This is a genomic window from Cupriavidus sp. 22TCCZM01-5 (assembly GCF_057798915.1).
Map to the genome: position 1 here is coordinate 17,113 of NZ_JBYOJR010000033.1, position 15,294 is coordinate 32,406.

Sequence of the window (15,294 nt, forward strand, 5' to 3'; positions counted from 1 at the left end):
ACCATAGTGAATAGTCATTTTACGACATGAGGTTGAGATTCGTCTGTTAAAGCCAGCAGGACCCATGCAAGACGGTCCGTCTGCGAGGCGGGAGGCGGGAGGAGACTTGCCTGCCCGCGTCACAACAACTTTCCACCGGGCGGACTCGTCGGCCGATCGGCCGGCAAGTGCTGGATGATGCAGTCGAGCGCGCGCGTGTCCGCCTTGCCAGCGCCCAGCGCCGCGCCGACCGAGGTCCGGTACTGCGCCGGCGTAATCCGCTTGTAGTAAAGGCGGGAGGTCTGGTCCAGCCAGTAGACGTAATCATCGTCGTCGGTGCTGGCACTGCGGCGCAGCCATTCGCTGATGTTGTTGTTGCCGACGACCATATTGGGACAGGTGGTCTTCAGCGAATCGAGATAGGCATTGAAACCCTTGGCCTCGATGTTGCGGACCGAGTCCGGTGCGCACGCGGCGAGCATCATCATGACGCCCGCCGCCGCAGCAACCTGCAACCTTCCCCAGCCGGAAGTAGGATACGGCACGGCAGCCTCCTTGCGAGTTGCGTTGCCGTCATCTTAAGCTATCCGGATGCTGGTCAGTCTTCGAGCGTTTCATGCACGGCGGCCGCGCCACGCGCGCCTGCACGAACTCCGGCACCCAGCCGCCCTGCTCGGGCTCGACCTGCCCCGGCAGGCCCGAGGAACGGGCGCCCCGGCTACTTCATCCGGTACCAGTGGAATCCGTCCGGCCCGGTTTCCCGGACCGCTTCGCCCCGGTGCATCAGGTAATTCAGGTGCGCGATGCTCTCGCCGGTGGCCATGCCGAGCAGGCCCGGGCTGTCGATGGGCCGCGAAAACAGCTGCCCGAACACATCGACCGCGCGCCGCGGCTCGGCTAGTGCCTCACGCAGGCGATCGAGTGCCTGGTGCTGGCTGCGCGCGAGGTAGCCGAGCCGGGCGTGCAGCCCGCGGAACGGTTCGTTGTGCGCGGGCAGCACCAGCACGTCGTCCGGCACCTCGCGCCGGAGCTTGTCGAGCGAGTCCAGCCAGTCGCCCATGGGATCCGCTTCCGGTTCGGTCGGAAACACCGAGACATTGGACGAAATGCGCGGCAGGACCTGGTCGCCGGAAACCAGCAAGCCGAGCGCGGGGCAGTACAGGCACGCATGCTCGGGCGAATGCCCGTTGCCGACGACCACGCGCCATTCGTGCTCGCCGATGCGCAGCACATCGCCATCCGTCAGGCGCTGGAAGCTCTCGGGCAGCGCGTGCACATACTTGCCGAAGCCGCCGAAGCGGGCCCGGTAGACTTCAATGTCGTCCTCGCTCCAGCCGGCCTGCCGGTAGAAGTCGACGCCCTCCTGCGGCGCGGCGCGGCCGGTATCGGCGGCCAGTACGCGGCACATCAGGTATTCCATCGACGTCATCCAGAGCCGGCAACCGAACTTGCGCGTCAGCCAGCCGGCCATGCCGACGTGGTCCGGATGCATGTGGGTGACGAACAGCCGCGTCAGGCCGCCACCGGCCAGCGCGCCGCCTTCGGCGAACAGCGTGCGCCAGGCCGCCGCGGTTTCCGGCGTCTGCAGGCCGGAGTCCACCGCCGCCCAGCCGGCGCCGTCGCGGATAGCCCAGAGATTGATGTGGTTGAGGCCCAGCGGCATCGGCATGCGCAGCCAGCGCACACCGGGCGCGACCTCATGCGCCTGGCCTGGCGCGGGCGCGTCGCCGCAGGGGTAGTCGAGGGTGGGCTTTTCGAGGGGAGACTGCGTGGTCGGGGCGTGCTGGCTCATGCTCTCTCGGTCTTGTCAGTGTCGGGCTGTCCGCCCGGGTACCCGCCGTTGCGGCGAGCCCAGGTCTCTTGTCCAGCAGACACCTTAGCCGAGTTGGCCCCTTCGTGTCACGCGCCGTTTCAGGCGCTAGCGCTGCCGCGCCGGCAGCACCTTGCCCGGATTGAGCAGGTTGCGCGGGTCCAGCGCCTGCTTCACCTGCCACATCAGTTCGATCTCCACGGGAGACTTGAACTGCGCGAGGTCATCCCGCTTGACCACGCCGATGCCGTGTTCGGCCGAGATCGAGCCGTTCTCGGCATGCGCCATCGCATCGACCAGTCCGGAAATGCGCGTGTACCACTGCGCCAGGAACTCCTTCGCCGGCTGGTCCTTGGGGCGCAGCGGATTGAAGTGGACGTTGCCGTCGCCCATATGCCCGTAGATCACCATGCGGGCCGCCGGCTCCAGTGCCAGCACCTGTGCGGACGCGTCTTCCACGAAAGCCGCGATGCGCGACAGCGGCACCGAAACGTCGCACTTGATGCTGCCGCCCGTGCGGGTCTGCGCGTCCGAGATCTCTTCGCGGATACGCCAGAAGTTCTGGGCATCGGACAGGCTGGCCGCCACCGCAGCGTCCAGCACCAGCCTTTGCCCGAAGCCGGACTCCAGGATCTCCATCAAGGTCGCATTGAGGCTCTCCGCATCGGTGCCCGACGTGAGTTCGATCAGCACCATCCAGTCGTGCATTTCGGGCAGCGGCGACGGAACATTGCCCAGGTACTCGAGCACCAGTTCCAGCGCCGGCCGCGAGATCAGTTCGAATGCGGTCACGGCTTGCCCCGACAGGCGCTTGGCCTCACCCAGCAGTTGTACCGCCGCTGCCGGGCTCTGCACGGCAACGAACGCCACCGCCGTACTGCGTGGCTGCGGCATCAGCTTGAGCACCGCGCCGGTGATGATGCCCAGCGTGCCCTCTGCGCCAATGAACAGGTGCTTCAGGTCATAGCCGGTGTTGTCCTTGCGCAGCCCGCGCAGCTGCGAGTAGATGCGTCCGTCCGGCAGCACGGCCTCGATGCCCAGCACCAGGTCGCGCATATTGCCGTAGCGCAGCACCGCGGTGCCGCCGGCATTGGTGGACAGGTTGCCGCCGATCTGGCATGAGCCTTCCGAGCCGATGCGCAGCGGGAACAGGCGCTGCTCCCCTTCCGCCGCGCTGCGCGCCGCGCTCAGCGTGACGCCCGCCTGCAACGTCATGGTGTCGTTGATGGTGTCGATGGCCAGCACGCGGTTCATGCGTCGCAGGTTGATCACCACCGCGGTCCCCGTGCCGTCGGGCACCGCGCCGCCCATGAGCGAGGTGTTGCCGCCTTGCGGCACCACCGGCACGTGGTTGGCGTAGCACCACTGCATGACCTGGCTGACCTCCTCCGTCGACGCAGGCAGCACCACGACCTGCGCCTTGCCATGGTAGATGCCGCGGTAGTCGGTGATGAAGGGCTGCATGTCGGCGTCGCCGCTCAGGCAGGCGTTCTCGCCGACAATGGCCTGCATCGCGCGCAGGGTGGTTTCCGGATTCGGGGCTTGGGCTTCGGCTTGCATGTTGCGATCGGGCATTCGGGGTCGGGTTCAATAAGCGGCGGACGGTGCGCCGCCAGTGCTGCCGGCCTGCTGCGGCTTGAATTCCGCCGCCAGGCGCCGTGCCGCGCTGGCGTACATCGTCACGTCGACGCCGGTTGCCACGAAGGTACAGCCAAGTTCCAGGTAGCGGCGGGCCAGTGCGGGGTCGGAAGTCAGCGTGCCGGCCGCCTTGCCGCTGGCGATGATGGTCCGCATGGCGCCTTCGATCGCGGCCTGCACGTCCGGATGTCCCGCCTTGCCCCGATAGCCCATCGACGCAGCCAGATCCGCCGGGCCGATGAACACGCCGTCGACGCCGTCCACCGCGCAGATCTCCTCCAGGTTCTTCAGCGCCGTCACGGTTTCCGCCTGCACGAGCAGGCAGACCTCGTCATCGGCTACGTCCAGGTAGTCCGCGCGGCTGCTCCAGCGCGAGGCTCGCCCGACCGCACTGCCCACGCCGCGGATACCCTGCGGCGGGTAGCGCGTGGCGCTGACAATCATGCGCGCCTGCTCGGCCGTGTCGACCATCGGCACCAGCAGGGTCTTTGCCCCGATATCGAGCAGCTGCTTGATCAGGGCGACCTCGCCCGCCACCGCGCGCACCACGGGCTGCGATGCATACGGCGCCACAACCTGCAGCGCCTGCAGGGTCGAGCGCAGGTCGTTCGGCGCGTGCTCGCCGTCGATCAGCAACCAGTCGAAGCCGGCGGTGGCCGATACCTCGGCCAGGTAGGGGGTGGCCATCGACAGCCAGAGGCCGATCTGCGCCTGGCGGGCCGCCAGGGCGGCCTTGAACGGGTTGTGTGCGGGCATGGTGTTCTGTATCCGGGGTACTGGGGGTGTTGCCGCTCAGCCGAGCTGGCCCTGGCAAAGGTACTTGGTATGCAGGTAGTCGTCCAGCCCGTGGCGGGAGCCTTCGCGCCCGTAGCCGGATTCCTTGACGCCGCCGAACGGCGCGGCCTCGGCCGCAATGGCGCCTTCATTGATGCCGACCATGCCGGTCTCGAGCGCCTGCGCCACGCGCCAGATGCGGCGCACATCGTTCGAGTAGAAATACGCGGCCAGCCCGAACGGCGTGTCATTGGCGTCGCGGATCACTTCGGCCTCGTCACGGAAGCGGAAGACCGGCGCCACCGGCCCGAAGGTCTCTTCGCAGGACAGTTCCATCGCCGGCGTGGCATCGATCAGCACCGTCGGTGCGTAGTAGTGCGGACCCTCGGCCGTGCGCAGACGCCGTCCGCCCGTCACCACGCGCGCGCCCTTGGCCACCGCGTCTTCGACATGCCGCGCGATCTTGTCGACGGCACGCGCGTTGATCATCGGCCCGATCTGCGCATGCTCGTCCGTGGCAGGGCCGACGTGCAGCGCGCCAACGCGGCGTGCGAGCCGCTCGACAAAGTCGTCGTGCACGGACTCGTGCACGTAGACCCGGTTCGGGCATACGCAGGTCTGCCCGCCATTGCGGAACTTGGACGCCATCAGGCCATCGACCGCGGCGTCCAGGTCGGCATCCCCGAACACGATGAACGGCGCATTGCCGCCCAGTTCCAGCGACAGCTTCTTGAGCGTGCCGGCCGATTCGCGCGCAAGGTGCTTGCCGACCGGCGTGGAGCCCGTGAACGTGATCTTGCGCACGCGGCTGTCGGCCAGCCAGGCATCGACCACGGCCGGCGTGCTTTCGCGCGACGCCGTGACGATGTTGAGCACGCCCGCCGGCAGCCCGGCCTGCTCCGCCAGCCAGACCAGCGCGAGCGCGGTCAGCGGCGTGTCCTCGGCGGGCTTGGCCACTACCGTACACCCCGCTGCCAGTGCCGGTGCGATCTTGCGGGCGATCATCGCCAGCGGGAAATTCCACGGCGTGATGGCCGCCACCACGCCTACCGGCTCCTTGAGCACCAGCAGTTTGCGGCCGGGCACGGCCTCCGCGACGATGTCGCCGCAGATGCGCGTGGCCTCTTCCGCAAACCACTCCACGTAAGAGGCGCCATACAGCACCTCGCCCACTGCTTCTTTCAGCGGCTTGCCCTGCTCGGTGGAGATGATGCGCGCCAGGTCATCCTTGTTCTCGAGGATCAGCGCGTGCCAGCGCTTGATCAGTTGCGCGCGCTCGCGCGCCGGGCGGGCGCTCCAGGCTGGGAACGCGTCGGCGGCGGCGTCGGCTGCACGGCCCGCGTCGTCATCGTCGCTGTCGGGCACATGGGCGAACACCTCGCCCGTGGCCGGATTGGTGACGGCAAGGCGGCGGCCCTGCCCGGCATCGCGCCATTGCTGGTTGATGAAGTTCTGCCCGCGCAGCAGCGCGGCATTGGCAAGAGTCAGGGACATGGAAGTTGCGTTAGGAATGCAGATGCAGCGCTCAGCTGACGATGCCCAGGTGCCAGGGCACGAACTCGTTGTCGCCCAGTCCCAGCAGCTCGCTCTTGGTCGGCAGGCCGGACGCGGCCTGCAGGATATGTTCGAAGATGCGCTGCCCCATCTGCTCGATCGTCAGCACACCATCCACCACCAGCCCGCAGTTGATATCCATGTCCTCCTGCAGGCGCGCGTACATGGGCGAATTCGACGCGAGCTTGATCGTCGGCGCCGGCTTGGAGCCGAACATCGAGCCGCGGCCCGTCGTGAAGCAGATCAGGTTGGCGCCGCTGGCAATCTGGCCCGTCACCGCCACCGGGTCGTAGCCGGGTGAATCCATGAAGACGAAACCCGCCTGGTCGATCGGCTCGGCGTACTCGTACACCGCCTGCAGCGGCGTGGTGCCGCCCTTCATGGCCGATCCGAGCGACTTCTCGAAAATGTTCGCCAGTCCGCCCTGCTGGTTGCCGTGACCGACCACGCCGTTGAACTGCGCGTTGTGCCCGGCGGTGTAGCGCTCCCACCAGGCCAGGCGATCGAGCAGCTTCTGCCCGACTTCCGGCGTGACCGCGCGGCGCGTCAGCATGTACTCCACGCCGTGGATCTCCGGCGTTTCCGACAGGATCGCGGTACCGCCATGGCGCACCAGGATGTCCATTGCCGCGCCCAGCGCCGGGTTCGCGCTGATGCCGGAGAACCCGTCCGAGCCGCCGCACTCGAGCCCGATCTTCAGATGGCTGGCCGACACGCGCCGGCGGACCGCCAGGTTTGCGGCCGGCAGCATCGATTCCACGGCGCGGACGCCTGCCTGGATGGTCTCGCGCGTGCCGCCGGTGTCCTGCATGACCAGCGTCTGCATGGCCGCGCCCGGTTCCAGCCCTTGCGATTCCACCAGCCCGGCGACCTGGTTGCGCTCGCATCCCAGGCCCACGATCAGCACGCCGGCCAGGTTCGGATGCCGCGCATAGCCGGCCAGGGTACGGCGCAGCACGTCGAAGTGCTCGCTTGGCGACGACATGCCGCAGCCGCTGGTCTGCGCGAAGGCCACCACGCCGTCCACGTTCGGATAGGCGGCCAGCCGTTCCGGCGTGAAATGCGCGGCGATCTGCCGGATCACGGTCGACGAGCAGTTCACCGACGACAGAATGCCGACGAAATTGCGCGTGCCGACGCGGCCATCCGGGCGTACAAAGCCCATGAACGTGGCCCGCTCCGCTTCCGGCACGTAGTCGATCTCGCGCACGTCCTGGCAAAAGCCCGGATCACGGTAGAAGTCCACCAGCCTGAGGTTGTGCGAATGCACGTGCTCGCCGGCCGCGATATCGCGCGCCGCGACGCCGATCACGGTGTCGTACTTGCGCACCGGCGTGCCGCCGGCAATGGCGCAGGCCGCGATCTTGTGGCCGGCCGGAACCTGCGCACGCACGCGCAGCGCGGGATCGGACAACTGCTGCCCCAGCGCCAGTTCACCCCTGGCGATCAATACGTTGTCGTTGGCATGCAGCCGGATAACGGGATTCGTATTCACTTGGCACTCAACCTTGCTGCAGCAGTTCCTTGAGCCTCAGCTCCTGGATCAGCTGGGTTTCCAGGGCGTACACCGTTGCCACGTACTTCTTGTAGTCGGGGCCATCGAGGTACATCACAGGTGCGTCAAGGCGCGCGGCCACATTGTGAAACTCGGTGCTTGCCACCGCAGCACGGAAGGCGTCGCGCAGCTTCTTCTCGATGGCCGCTGGCAGGCCCTTTGGCGCGCCGATACCGTTCGGCGCCTCCACCACCACGTTGAAGCCCAGTTCCTTCAGCGTGGGCGTCTCCTTGAAGCGCGTGGCGCGCCGCTCGCCCCAGGTGGCCAGCAGGCGCAGCTTGCCGGCCTCGACGTGCGGGGCCCACGAGCTGGAGTCGGCCAGCAGATCGACCTGGCCGGCCAGCACATCCTGCAGCGCCGCGGCGCCGCCCTTGTAGGCGATGGCGTTGAACTTCACGCCGGCCGCCAGCGCGAACTGCTCCATGCCGACGTGCGTGGCGCCGCCGATGCCGGCATGCGCGTACGTAATCCGACCGGGACTGGCCTTGGCCGCGGCTACGACATCCTGCAGCGTCTTGAAGCGCGAGTTCGTGGGTACGGCAATGCCGAAGGTCTGGCCCGAGGTGCGCGCCAGGTAGGTCAGCTCGGTGCGCGGGTCCAGCTGCAGCATGCCCAGCTGCGAGAAGCGCGTGACCGAGATCGGGATCTGCCCGATGGTGTAGCCGTCCGGGTTGGCCCGCGCCAGTGCCTTGGTGCCGATCATGCCGGACGCGCCGGCACGGTTCTCGACCACGATCGATTGTTTCAGGATGCCGGAGGCCACCTGGCACAGGGCGCGCATGGACTGGTCCGCGGTGCCGCCCACCGGCCAGGGGCAGATGAACGTGATGGGACGCTCGGGATACTCCGCCGCGGCAGCGTGGCCCACGCCAGGCAGGAGCATGCCGGCCGTACCCGCGGCAGCGGCCGCCGCACCGCCGATGAGCAGCTGGCGACGCTTCGGGTTGAAGGGGAGTCCTTGAGTCATGGGGGATGTCTCCGTTGTTATGGGGCGGACAGGCCGCCCGCGCTGTGCCTGCATTGTGTTCGCGCCAAACATAACAATCCAATCAGAAACTGGCATTGCTACATAACATCATCGTTATGTAGACTCGGGCCATGGCCAATATCGATCGCGCACTGCGCTCCAACATCAAGTTACGCCACCTGCAGTTGCTGGTGGCGCTCGATGAATTCCGGCACCTGGGCCGCACGGCCGAATTCCTGTCGGTCAGCCAGCCGGCCGTCTCGCGCGTGTTGACGGAAGTCGAGAAGATGCTCGGCCTGACGCTGTTCACGCGCTCCACGCGCGGCACCGAGCCCACGGCGGCCGGCGAATCGCTGGTGCGTTTCGCACGCTCGGTACTGGCGCAGTATGAGCAGACGCGCGACGAGATCGCTGCCGTCGAAAGCGGTGCATCGGGGCGTATCCGTATCGGCTCGATGGGTGCGGCGCTGCCGGCACTGCTGGCGCGCGCGGTGGGCATGCTCAAGGAGCGTTCGCCGCGCGCCACCGTGCTGGTCGAGGAAGGCGACCTGACCCACTTGCTGCCCAAGTTGCGCCTGAGCGAGCTGGATCTCATCGTCGGCAGGCTCGAACCCGGCTATGCCGCGCCGGACCTGCTGGCCGAAGCCTTGTATGACGATCCGATGGTCGTGGTAGTCAGGCGCGGGCACCGCCTCACGCGCAAGTCCGGCCCGGGCTGGCGCGACCTGGCGCAGATGCCGTGCGTACTGCCGCCGCCCTGGGCCTCGCTGCGGGTAAAGATCGAGCAGGCCTTCCACCAGCACGGCCTGCATCCGCCGCAGGACGTGATCGAGTCGTCGTCCTACCTGGCCCTGGCCACCTTTGCCGCCGAGCGCGACGCGGCGGGCTTCATGGCCCGTTCCGCCGCGCAGGCCCTGGAGGCCGAGGGCCGCCTGCGGATCCTGGCCATGGACGTGCCGGTAGATCTGCCCCCGGTAGGCGTCATGACGCTGCGCGAGCGCGCGCTGACCAGCAGTGCCGTACAGATGACCGACTACCTTCGGCGCGCCGCCGCCGGGTTGACGGCGCGCGGCCAGGCGGCATAAAAGGGCTACCATACCGCTTTTGCCCAGTTCATCAAGAGCAAGCCATGCACCACGATCCGCAGACCTCCACCTCGGACCGCACCAGCGTATCGGACGACGCACGTGTCGACGACATCATCCCGTTGCCGCCGCCCGAACACCTGATCCGGTTCTTTCCCATTAGCGGTACGCCGGTCGAATCGCTCGTCACAACGACGCGTCAGCGCATTTCCCGCATCCTGCATGGCCAGGATGACCGCTTGCTCGTCATCATGGGGCCGTGCTCCATCCACGACCCGCATGCTGCGATCGACTACGCGCAGCGGCTCATGGCGCAGCGCGTACGGCATGCCGCGACGCTGGAAATCGTGATGCGCGTGTACTTTGAAAAGCCCCGTACCACCGTGGGCTGGAAAGGCCTGATCAACGACCCGTACCTCGACGAAAGCTACCGCATTGACGAGGGGCTGCGGATGGCACGCCACCTGCTGCTCGAGATCAATCGCCTCGGGCTGCCGGCCGCCGGCGAGTTCCTGGACGTCATCTCGCCCCAATACATCGGTGACCTGATCAGCTGGGGCGCCATCGGCGCGCGCACCACGGAAAGCCAGATCCACCGGGAACTGGCATCGGGCACGTCGGCGCCGATCGGCTTCAAGAATGGCACCGACGGCAATATCAAGATCGCCATCGACGCGATCCAGGCGGGCTCGCGCCCGCACCACTTTCTTGGCGTGCACAAGAACGGGCAGGTCGCGACGGTACACACCCGCGGCAATCCGGACTGCCACGTCATCCTTCGCGGCGGCAAAGCCCCGAACTATGACGCCGATTCCGTGGCCGCCGCCTGCAAGGAGCTGGAAGCGGCCGGGCTGGGCCGGCGCCTCATGGTCGACTGCAGCCACGCCAACAGCAGCAAGCAACACCAGCGCCAGGTCGATGTCGCGCGCGACGTGGCACAACAGGTCAGCGGCGGCAGCCGGTCGATCTTTGGCGTGATGGTCGAGAGCCACCTGATCGCCGGCGCCCAGAAGTTCACGCCGGGCCAGCACAGCCCGGCGGAACTGACCTACGGCCAGAGCATCACCGATGCCTGTATCGGGTGGGAAGACTCGGTCGCGGTGCTCGACATGCTGGCCGACGCGGTCACGGCACGACAGCGCAAGACTGCCGTTTGACCCATCCTGGTGTCCCGCTGCCCGCGTGGACGGAGTGCATCGGCCTAATTGACCGATCCTGCACCGCACCGTCGAGTTAAACTTCTTCCTGTTCCCGGACCGGCATCTGAAATGCGGCATTTTCGCCACTTTCACACCTGAACCCGGGACTAGCTTGCACGCATTGCATCGGCAATCCGGAATCCCTATCCGAAGACGAAGAGACACAGAAACATGAGCGCTGACAACCAATTGCAGTTCACCGTGGAACGTCACCCCAACCCCACGCCGGCCGACAAGATCGCGGCCGCGCTGGTCGACCCCGCCTTCGGACGTGTCTTCACCGACCACATGGTCACGATCCGCTGGACCGAAGGGCGCGGCTGGCATGACGCCAAGGTGGAAGCGCGCCGCCCGTTCCAGATCGACCCGGCCTGCGCCGTCCTGCACTATGCGCAGGAGATCTTCGAAGGCATGAAGGCCTACCGCGGCGCCGATGGCAAGATCTCGCTGTTCCGCCCGCAGGAAAACGCCAAGCGTTTTCGCGCCTCCGCTGCCCGCATGTCGATGGCCGACTTGCCGGAAGCCGATTTCCTGCGCGCGGTCGAGGCGCTCGTGGACATCGACCGCGACTGGATCCCGGGTGGCGACGGCAGCCTGTACCTGCGCCCGTTCATGTTTGCCACGGAAAACTTCCTCGGCGTGCGCGCCGCGGCCGAGTATGTGTTCTGTGTCATCGCCTGCCCGGTCGGCCCGTACTTCAAGGGCGGCAAGTCGGCGGTCACGGTGTGGGTGTCGGACCAGTACACGCGCGCGGCGCCGGGCGGCACGGGTGCGGCAAAGTGCGGCGGCAACTATGCGGCCAGCCTGATCGCGCAGACCGAGGCCTCGCAGAAGGGCTGCGACCAGGTGGTCTTCCTTGACGCCGCGGAACACCGCTGGATCGAGGAACTCGGCGGCATGAACGTGTTCTTTGTCATGGACGACGGCTCGCTGCTGACGCCCCCGCTGTCCGGCACGATCCTGCCGGGCATCACGCGCGCATCGATCATCGAACTGGCCCGCCGCGAAGGCCTCAAGGTTTCTGAAACGCCATACGCGTTCGAAGCATGGCAGGCGGACGCCGCGAGCGGCCGCGTCAAGGAAACCTTCGCCTGCGGCACCGCCGCCGTGGTGACCGCGATTGGCACCGTGCGCCATGCCGGCGGCGAATTCACGATCGGCAACGGCGGCGAGGGCGAAGTCACGCGCCGCATTCGCTCGCTGCTGACCGGCATCCAGCGCGGCAAGGAGCCGGACACCTTCGGCTGGGTCCACCACATCGACTGACGCCCACGCCCTGCCCCGGGGCTGACCGGTCACCGGTCACCGGGTCAGGGCCGGCCCAGCAAGCCTGGGTGGCCAATCTGATACGGTCTTTTTCACGTCCATTGCTTCTGTTCTCCTGCCCGCCGCACGCTTAGCATCGAAACGTGCGGCGAAGGCCCAGAGCTGGCGCCAGCCTGCTGCGACGATATGTCGCCGCAGCATCTGAGCCCTTGCCGGCACGTGGCGGCGCGTGCGGCGTACACTACGCTTACCGCACGCGCCAACGGCCCGAGCCCCTGGCGCGCCTGCCTGCGAACCCGTCGCGCTTACCAGCGTGGCGAAGCAGCTACGGCGTGCGAAGGGCCAGCGCCACGGAGAACAAGACATGTTTGGCTTCACCGCGCTAGAACTCGCCCGTATCCAGTTCGGCTTTACCGTTTCCTTCCATATCATCTTTCCCGCCATCACCATCGGGCTGGCCGCGTATCTCGCGGTGCTCGAGGGTTGCTGGCTGCGCACGCAGCGGCCGGTCTACCGGGACCTGTACCACTTCTGGTCGAAGATCTTTGCGGTCAATTTCGGCATGGGCGTGGTGTCGGGGCTGGTCATGGCGTACCAGTTCGGCACCAACTGGAGCTTCTTCTCGGAATTCGCGGGCAGCATCACCGGCCCCTTGCTGACCTATGAGGTACTGACGGCCTTCTTTCTCGAGGCAGGCTTTCTCGGTGTGATGCTGTTCGGCTGGAATCGCGTCGGGCCGGGACTGCATTTCTTCGCGACCGTCATGGTGGCGCTCGGCACGCTGATTTCGGCGACCTGGATCCTGGCCTCCAACAGCTGGATGCAGACCCCGCAAGGCTACGAGATCATCAATGGCCGCGTCGTGCCGACCGACTGGTTCCAGGTCATCTTCAACCCGTCGTTCCCCTACCGCCTGGTGCATATGAGCGTGGCGGCCTTCCTGGCCACGGCCTTGTTCGTCGGCGCATCAGCGGCCTGGCACCTGCTGCGCGGCCGCGACAATCCGGCCATCCGCAAGATGCTGTCGATGGCGATGTGGATGCTGCTGATCGTGGCGCCGATCCAGGCCGTGATCGGCGACATGCATGGCCTGAACACGCTGGAGCACCAGCCTGCCAAGATCGCCGCGATGGAAGGCCACTGGGAAAACCACGGCGAGCAGGGCTTCCCGCTGCTGCTGTTCGGCTGGCCCGACATGGAACGCGAGGAAACCCGCTTTGCCGTGGGCATTCCGCGCCTGGGCAGCCTGATCCTCACGCACAGCCTCGATGGCCAGATCCGGGGCCTGAAGGAATTCGCGCCGCAGGACCGGCCCAACTCGGCCATCCTGTTCTGGTCATTCCGCGTGATGGTCGGGCTCGGCATGCTGATGATCCTGCTGGGCCTGTGGAGCCTGTGGCTCAGGCGCGGCAAGCGGCTGTTCCAGTCGAGGCCGTTCCTGCGCATGGCGCTGTGGATGGGACCGACAGGACTGGTCGCGCTCCTGGCCGGCTGGTACACCACCGAGATCGGGCGCCAGCCCTGGGTCGTCTACGGGCTGCAGCGCACCGCCGACGCGGTCACGCCGCACCACGTGCCCGAACTCGCACTGACGCTGGGCCTGTTCGTCGTGGCCTACTTCTTCGTGTTCGGCGTGGGCATTGCCTACATGCTGCGGCTGGTGCGCAAGGGCCCGGTGATCGACGAAGGCAAGCATGAGCCCCAGGGCGGCCCCGGCCGCGGACATACTCCCGCACGCCCGCTTTCCGCCATTGAGGACGATGATGTGATGGCGCCCAACCAACCCGCTCGCAGCAGGAGCTAACACCATGGGCATCGACCTTTCCCTCCTCTGGATCCTCATCATTTTCTTCGGCGTGATGATGTACGTCGTCATGGACGGCTTCGACCTGGGCATCGGCATGCTGTTTCCGTTCGTGCCGGACCGCCATGACCGGGACGTGATGATGAACACCGTGGCCCCGGTCTGGGACGGCAACGAGACCTGGCTGGTGCTCGGCGGCGCGGGGCTGCTGGCGGCGTTCCCGCTCGCCTATTCGGTGGTGCTGAGCGCGCTCTACCTGCCGCTTATGCTGATGCTGCTGGGGCTGATCTTCCGCGGCGTGGCCTTCGAGTTCCGCTTCAAGGCCAATGACCGCGAGCGCCCGGTGTGGGATGCCGCCTTCACCGGCGGCTCGCTCACGGCGTCGTTCTTCCAGGGCGTGGCGCTGGGCGCGTATATCGACGGCATCCGCATGGAAGGCCACCGCTTTGCCGGCGGGCCGCTGGACTGGCTGGCGCCCTTCCCGCTGTTCTGCGGCGTGGGCGTGGTCGTGGCCTACACGGTGCTCGGCAGCACCTGGCTGATCATGAAGACCGAAGGCGGCCTGCAACAGCGCATGGTGCGGCTGACCGGCACGCTGGGCTGGGTGCTGCTGGCCGTGATCGCGGCCATCAGCGTGTGGACCCCGCTCACGCACCCGGAGATTGCGGAGCGCTGGTTCCGCCTGCCGAACCTGGTGTGGTTCTCGCCGGTGCCGCTGCTGGTGGTGCTGTGCGTGCTCGGGCTGATGCGTTCGCTGCGGCAGTCGCCCAATATGGCTCCGTTCCTGTACGCGCTGGGCCTGGTGTTCCTGGGCTATACGGGGCTGGCCATCAGCGTCTGGCCCAATATCATCCCGCCCGGCATTTCGATCTGGGACGCCGCCGCGCCGCCGCAGAGCCAGGGCTTCGCGCTGGTGGGCGCGCTCTTCATCATCCCGTTCATCCTGATGTACACGGTCTGGGCCTACTACGTGTTCCGCGGCAAGGTCCGCCACGGCGAGGGGTACCACTGATGCGCTCCCAAACAGGCGGCGCTCGCCTGTGGCTCAGGCGCGTTGGCTGGCTCCTGCTGATCTGGGCGGCCAGCGTTGCGGCACTGGGCGTAGCAGCCTGGCTGCTGCGGCTGCTGATGGCTGGCGCCGGCTTCCACCGCTGATCTGCACGGCATGCTCCGGCGCCCGCCGGACAATGCCACTTCCTTCCCCATACCGATACCGATCCTGACGGCCGCGCGGCACTGCCCGCGCGGCCTTGTCACGCCGGCATTGTCTGCAATGTCCGCAAGATTCCGAATACCGGAATCAGGATTCTTTGCCCCTCTGTCACCCCGGTGACAACCTCCCCTCTTACTCTGCGAGCGCATTGCCCGGTGCCCAGCCCGCCAGGCAATGCCAGGCGCGCAGCCGCGCAGACCGAACACCCCTATTCCCTGAAGAGAGCTCGATCATGACAAACCCACTCAGCATCCTGGCGCGCTCGCGCTGGATAGGCGCCGTACTGCTGTGCACGGCACTGACCGCCTGCGGCGGCGACGGCGCGGACAACGGTGGACAGGGGACCCTCACCCCCAGCAGTGCGGGGCAAAACGCGAATCAGGGCGGTGGCGACCAGCCCAACCAGCCGCCTGCCGCCAAGCCGGTCATGCGCTGCGCGCCCTGAACGGC

The 15,294-nt window shown here is 67.1% G+C and carries 14 protein-coding genes; 7 read left to right on the forward strand and 7 right to left on the reverse strand.

The window, feature by feature from the left end; all coding sequences use genetic code 11:
- Positions 1-119: 119 nt before the first annotated feature.
- The 7 genes from AC3FNH_RS25305 to AC3FNH_RS25335 form a co-directional block, all read right to left on the reverse strand.
- A complete protein-coding gene (locus AC3FNH_RS25305) occupies positions 120-467 on the reverse strand; it encodes a hypothetical protein (protein WP_488722061.1) in 348 nt (115 codons plus the stop codon).
- A gap of 230 nt (positions 468-697) precedes the next feature.
- Positions 698-1,771 (reverse strand): MBL fold metallo-hydrolase, encoded by a 1,074-nt coding sequence (locus AC3FNH_RS25310; protein ID WP_488722014.1) that lies wholly within the window; start codon positions 1,769-1,771, stop codon positions 698-700.
- 126 nt (positions 1,772-1,897) lie between these two features.
- A complete protein-coding gene (locus AC3FNH_RS25315; protein ID WP_488722062.1) occupies positions 1,898-3,301 on the reverse strand; it encodes an FAD-binding oxidoreductase in 1,404 nt (467 codons plus the stop codon).
- A 75-nt stretch (positions 3,302-3,376) separates the two neighbouring features.
- Complete coding sequence (hpaI, locus tag AC3FNH_RS25320; RefSeq protein WP_276101621.1) at positions 3,377-4,183, reverse strand: 4-hydroxy-2-oxoheptanedioate aldolase; 807 nt, start codon at positions 4,181-4,183, stop codon at positions 3,377-3,379.
- A gap of 36 nt (positions 4,184-4,219) precedes the next feature.
- Positions 4,220-5,695 carry an NAD-dependent succinate-semialdehyde dehydrogenase gene (locus AC3FNH_RS25325; protein WP_488722015.1) on the reverse strand — a complete coding sequence of 492 codons (1,476 nt, stop codon included), beginning with the start codon at positions 5,693-5,695 and terminating at the stop codon, positions 4,220-4,222.
- A gap of 31 nt (positions 5,696-5,726) precedes the next feature.
- Entirely contained in the window at positions 5,727-7,250 is a 1,524-nt protein-coding gene (locus tag AC3FNH_RS25330; protein ID WP_488722016.1) for a UxaA family hydrolase, read from the reverse strand.
- 7 nt (positions 7,251-7,257) lie between these two features.
- Positions 7,258-8,277 (reverse strand): tripartite tricarboxylate transporter substrate binding protein, encoded by a 1,020-nt coding sequence (locus AC3FNH_RS25335; RefSeq protein WP_488722017.1) that lies wholly within the window; start codon positions 8,275-8,277, stop codon positions 7,258-7,260.
- Positions 8,278-8,408: 131 nt separating this feature from the next.
- Here AC3FNH_RS25335 and AC3FNH_RS25340 point away from each other — a divergent pair, with 131 nt between their 5' ends.
- The 7 genes from AC3FNH_RS25340 (at position 8,409) to AC3FNH_RS25370 (ending at position 15,289) form a co-directional block, all read left to right on the forward strand.
- The gene (locus tag AC3FNH_RS25340) at positions 8,409-9,362 is read left to right on the forward strand and encodes a LysR substrate-binding domain-containing protein (RefSeq protein WP_276101625.1); all 954 of its coding nucleotides are present in this window, start codon (positions 8,409-8,411) and stop codon (positions 9,360-9,362) included.
- 44 nt (positions 9,363-9,406) lie between these two features.
- Positions 9,407-10,519, forward strand: coding sequence for a 3-deoxy-7-phosphoheptulonate synthase (locus AC3FNH_RS25345; protein WP_276101626.1), 1,113 nt, complete (start codon positions 9,407-9,409; stop codon positions 10,517-10,519).
- Between the two features lie 213 nt (positions 10,520-10,732).
- Entirely contained in the window at positions 10,733-11,827 is a 1,095-nt protein-coding gene (locus tag AC3FNH_RS25350; RefSeq protein ID WP_488722018.1) for a branched-chain amino acid aminotransferase, read from the forward strand.
- A 364-nt stretch (positions 11,828-12,191) separates the two neighbouring features.
- Positions 12,192-13,631, forward strand: a complete 1,440-nt coding sequence (locus AC3FNH_RS25355; protein ID WP_276101628.1) for a cytochrome ubiquinol oxidase subunit I — start codon at positions 12,192-12,194, stop codon at positions 13,629-13,631.
- A 4-nt stretch (positions 13,632-13,635) separates the two neighbouring features.
- On the forward strand, positions 13,636-14,643 hold the full coding sequence (gene cydB / locus AC3FNH_RS25360; protein WP_488722019.1) for a cytochrome d ubiquinol oxidase subunit II: 1,008 nt from the start codon (positions 13,636-13,638) through the stop codon (positions 14,641-14,643).
- On the forward strand, positions 14,643-14,786 hold the full coding sequence (locus AC3FNH_RS25365) for a DUF2474 domain-containing protein (RefSeq protein WP_488722020.1): 144 nt from the start codon (positions 14,643-14,645) through the stop codon (positions 14,784-14,786). The genes cydB and AC3FNH_RS25365 overlap by 1 nt, the downstream gene beginning before the upstream one ends.
- A gap of 290 nt (positions 14,787-15,076) precedes the next feature.
- Positions 15,077-15,289 (forward strand): hypothetical protein, encoded by a 213-nt coding sequence (locus AC3FNH_RS25370; protein ID WP_276101631.1) that lies wholly within the window; start codon positions 15,077-15,079, stop codon positions 15,287-15,289.
- The last annotated feature ends 5 nt before the right edge of the window (positions 15,290-15,294 follow it).

Coding starts and splice junctions, on each gene's coding strand:
- AC3FNH_RS25315 (WP_488722062.1), bottom strand. CDS start 3,301: ATGCAGGCCATTGTCGGCGAGAACGCCTGCCTGAGCGGCGACGCCGAC.
- AC3FNH_RS25345 (WP_276101626.1), top strand. CDS start 9,407: ATGCACCACGATCCGCAGACCTCCACCTCGGACCGCACCAGCGTATCG.
- AC3FNH_RS25355 (WP_276101628.1), top strand. CDS start 12,192: ATGTTTGGCTTCACCGCGCTAGAACTCGCCCGTATCCAGTTCGGCTTT.
- AC3FNH_RS25350 (WP_488722018.1), top strand. CDS start 10,733: ATGAGCGCTGACAACCAATTGCAGTTCACCGTGGAACGTCACCCCAAC.
- AC3FNH_RS25335 (WP_488722017.1), bottom strand. CDS start 8,277: ATGACTCAAGGACTCCCCTTCAACCCGAAGCGTCGCCAGCTGCTCATC.
- cydB (WP_488722019.1), top strand. CDS start 13,636: ATGGGCATCGACCTTTCCCTCCTCTGGATCCTCATCATTTTCTTCGGC.
- AC3FNH_RS25325 (WP_488722015.1), bottom strand. CDS start 5,695: ATGTCCCTGACTCTTGCCAATGCCGCGCTGCTGCGCGGGCAGAACTTC.
- AC3FNH_RS25310 (WP_488722014.1), bottom strand. CDS start 1,771: ATGAGCCAGCACGCCCCGACCACGCAGTCTCCCCTCGAAAAGCCCACC.
- AC3FNH_RS25365 (WP_488722020.1), top strand. CDS start 14,643: ATGCGCTCCCAAACAGGCGGCGCTCGCCTGTGGCTCAGGCGCGTTGGC.
- AC3FNH_RS25305 (WP_488722061.1), bottom strand. CDS start 467: ATGATGATGCTCGCCGCGTGCGCACCGGACTCGGTCCGCAACATCGAG.
- AC3FNH_RS25370 (WP_276101631.1), top strand. CDS start 15,077: ATGACAAACCCACTCAGCATCCTGGCGCGCTCGCGCTGGATAGGCGCC.
- hpaI (WP_276101621.1), bottom strand. CDS start 4,183: ATGCCCGCACACAACCCGTTCAAGGCCGCCCTGGCGGCCCGCCAGGCG.
- AC3FNH_RS25340 (WP_276101625.1), top strand. CDS start 8,409: ATGGCCAATATCGATCGCGCACTGCGCTCCAACATCAAGTTACGCCAC.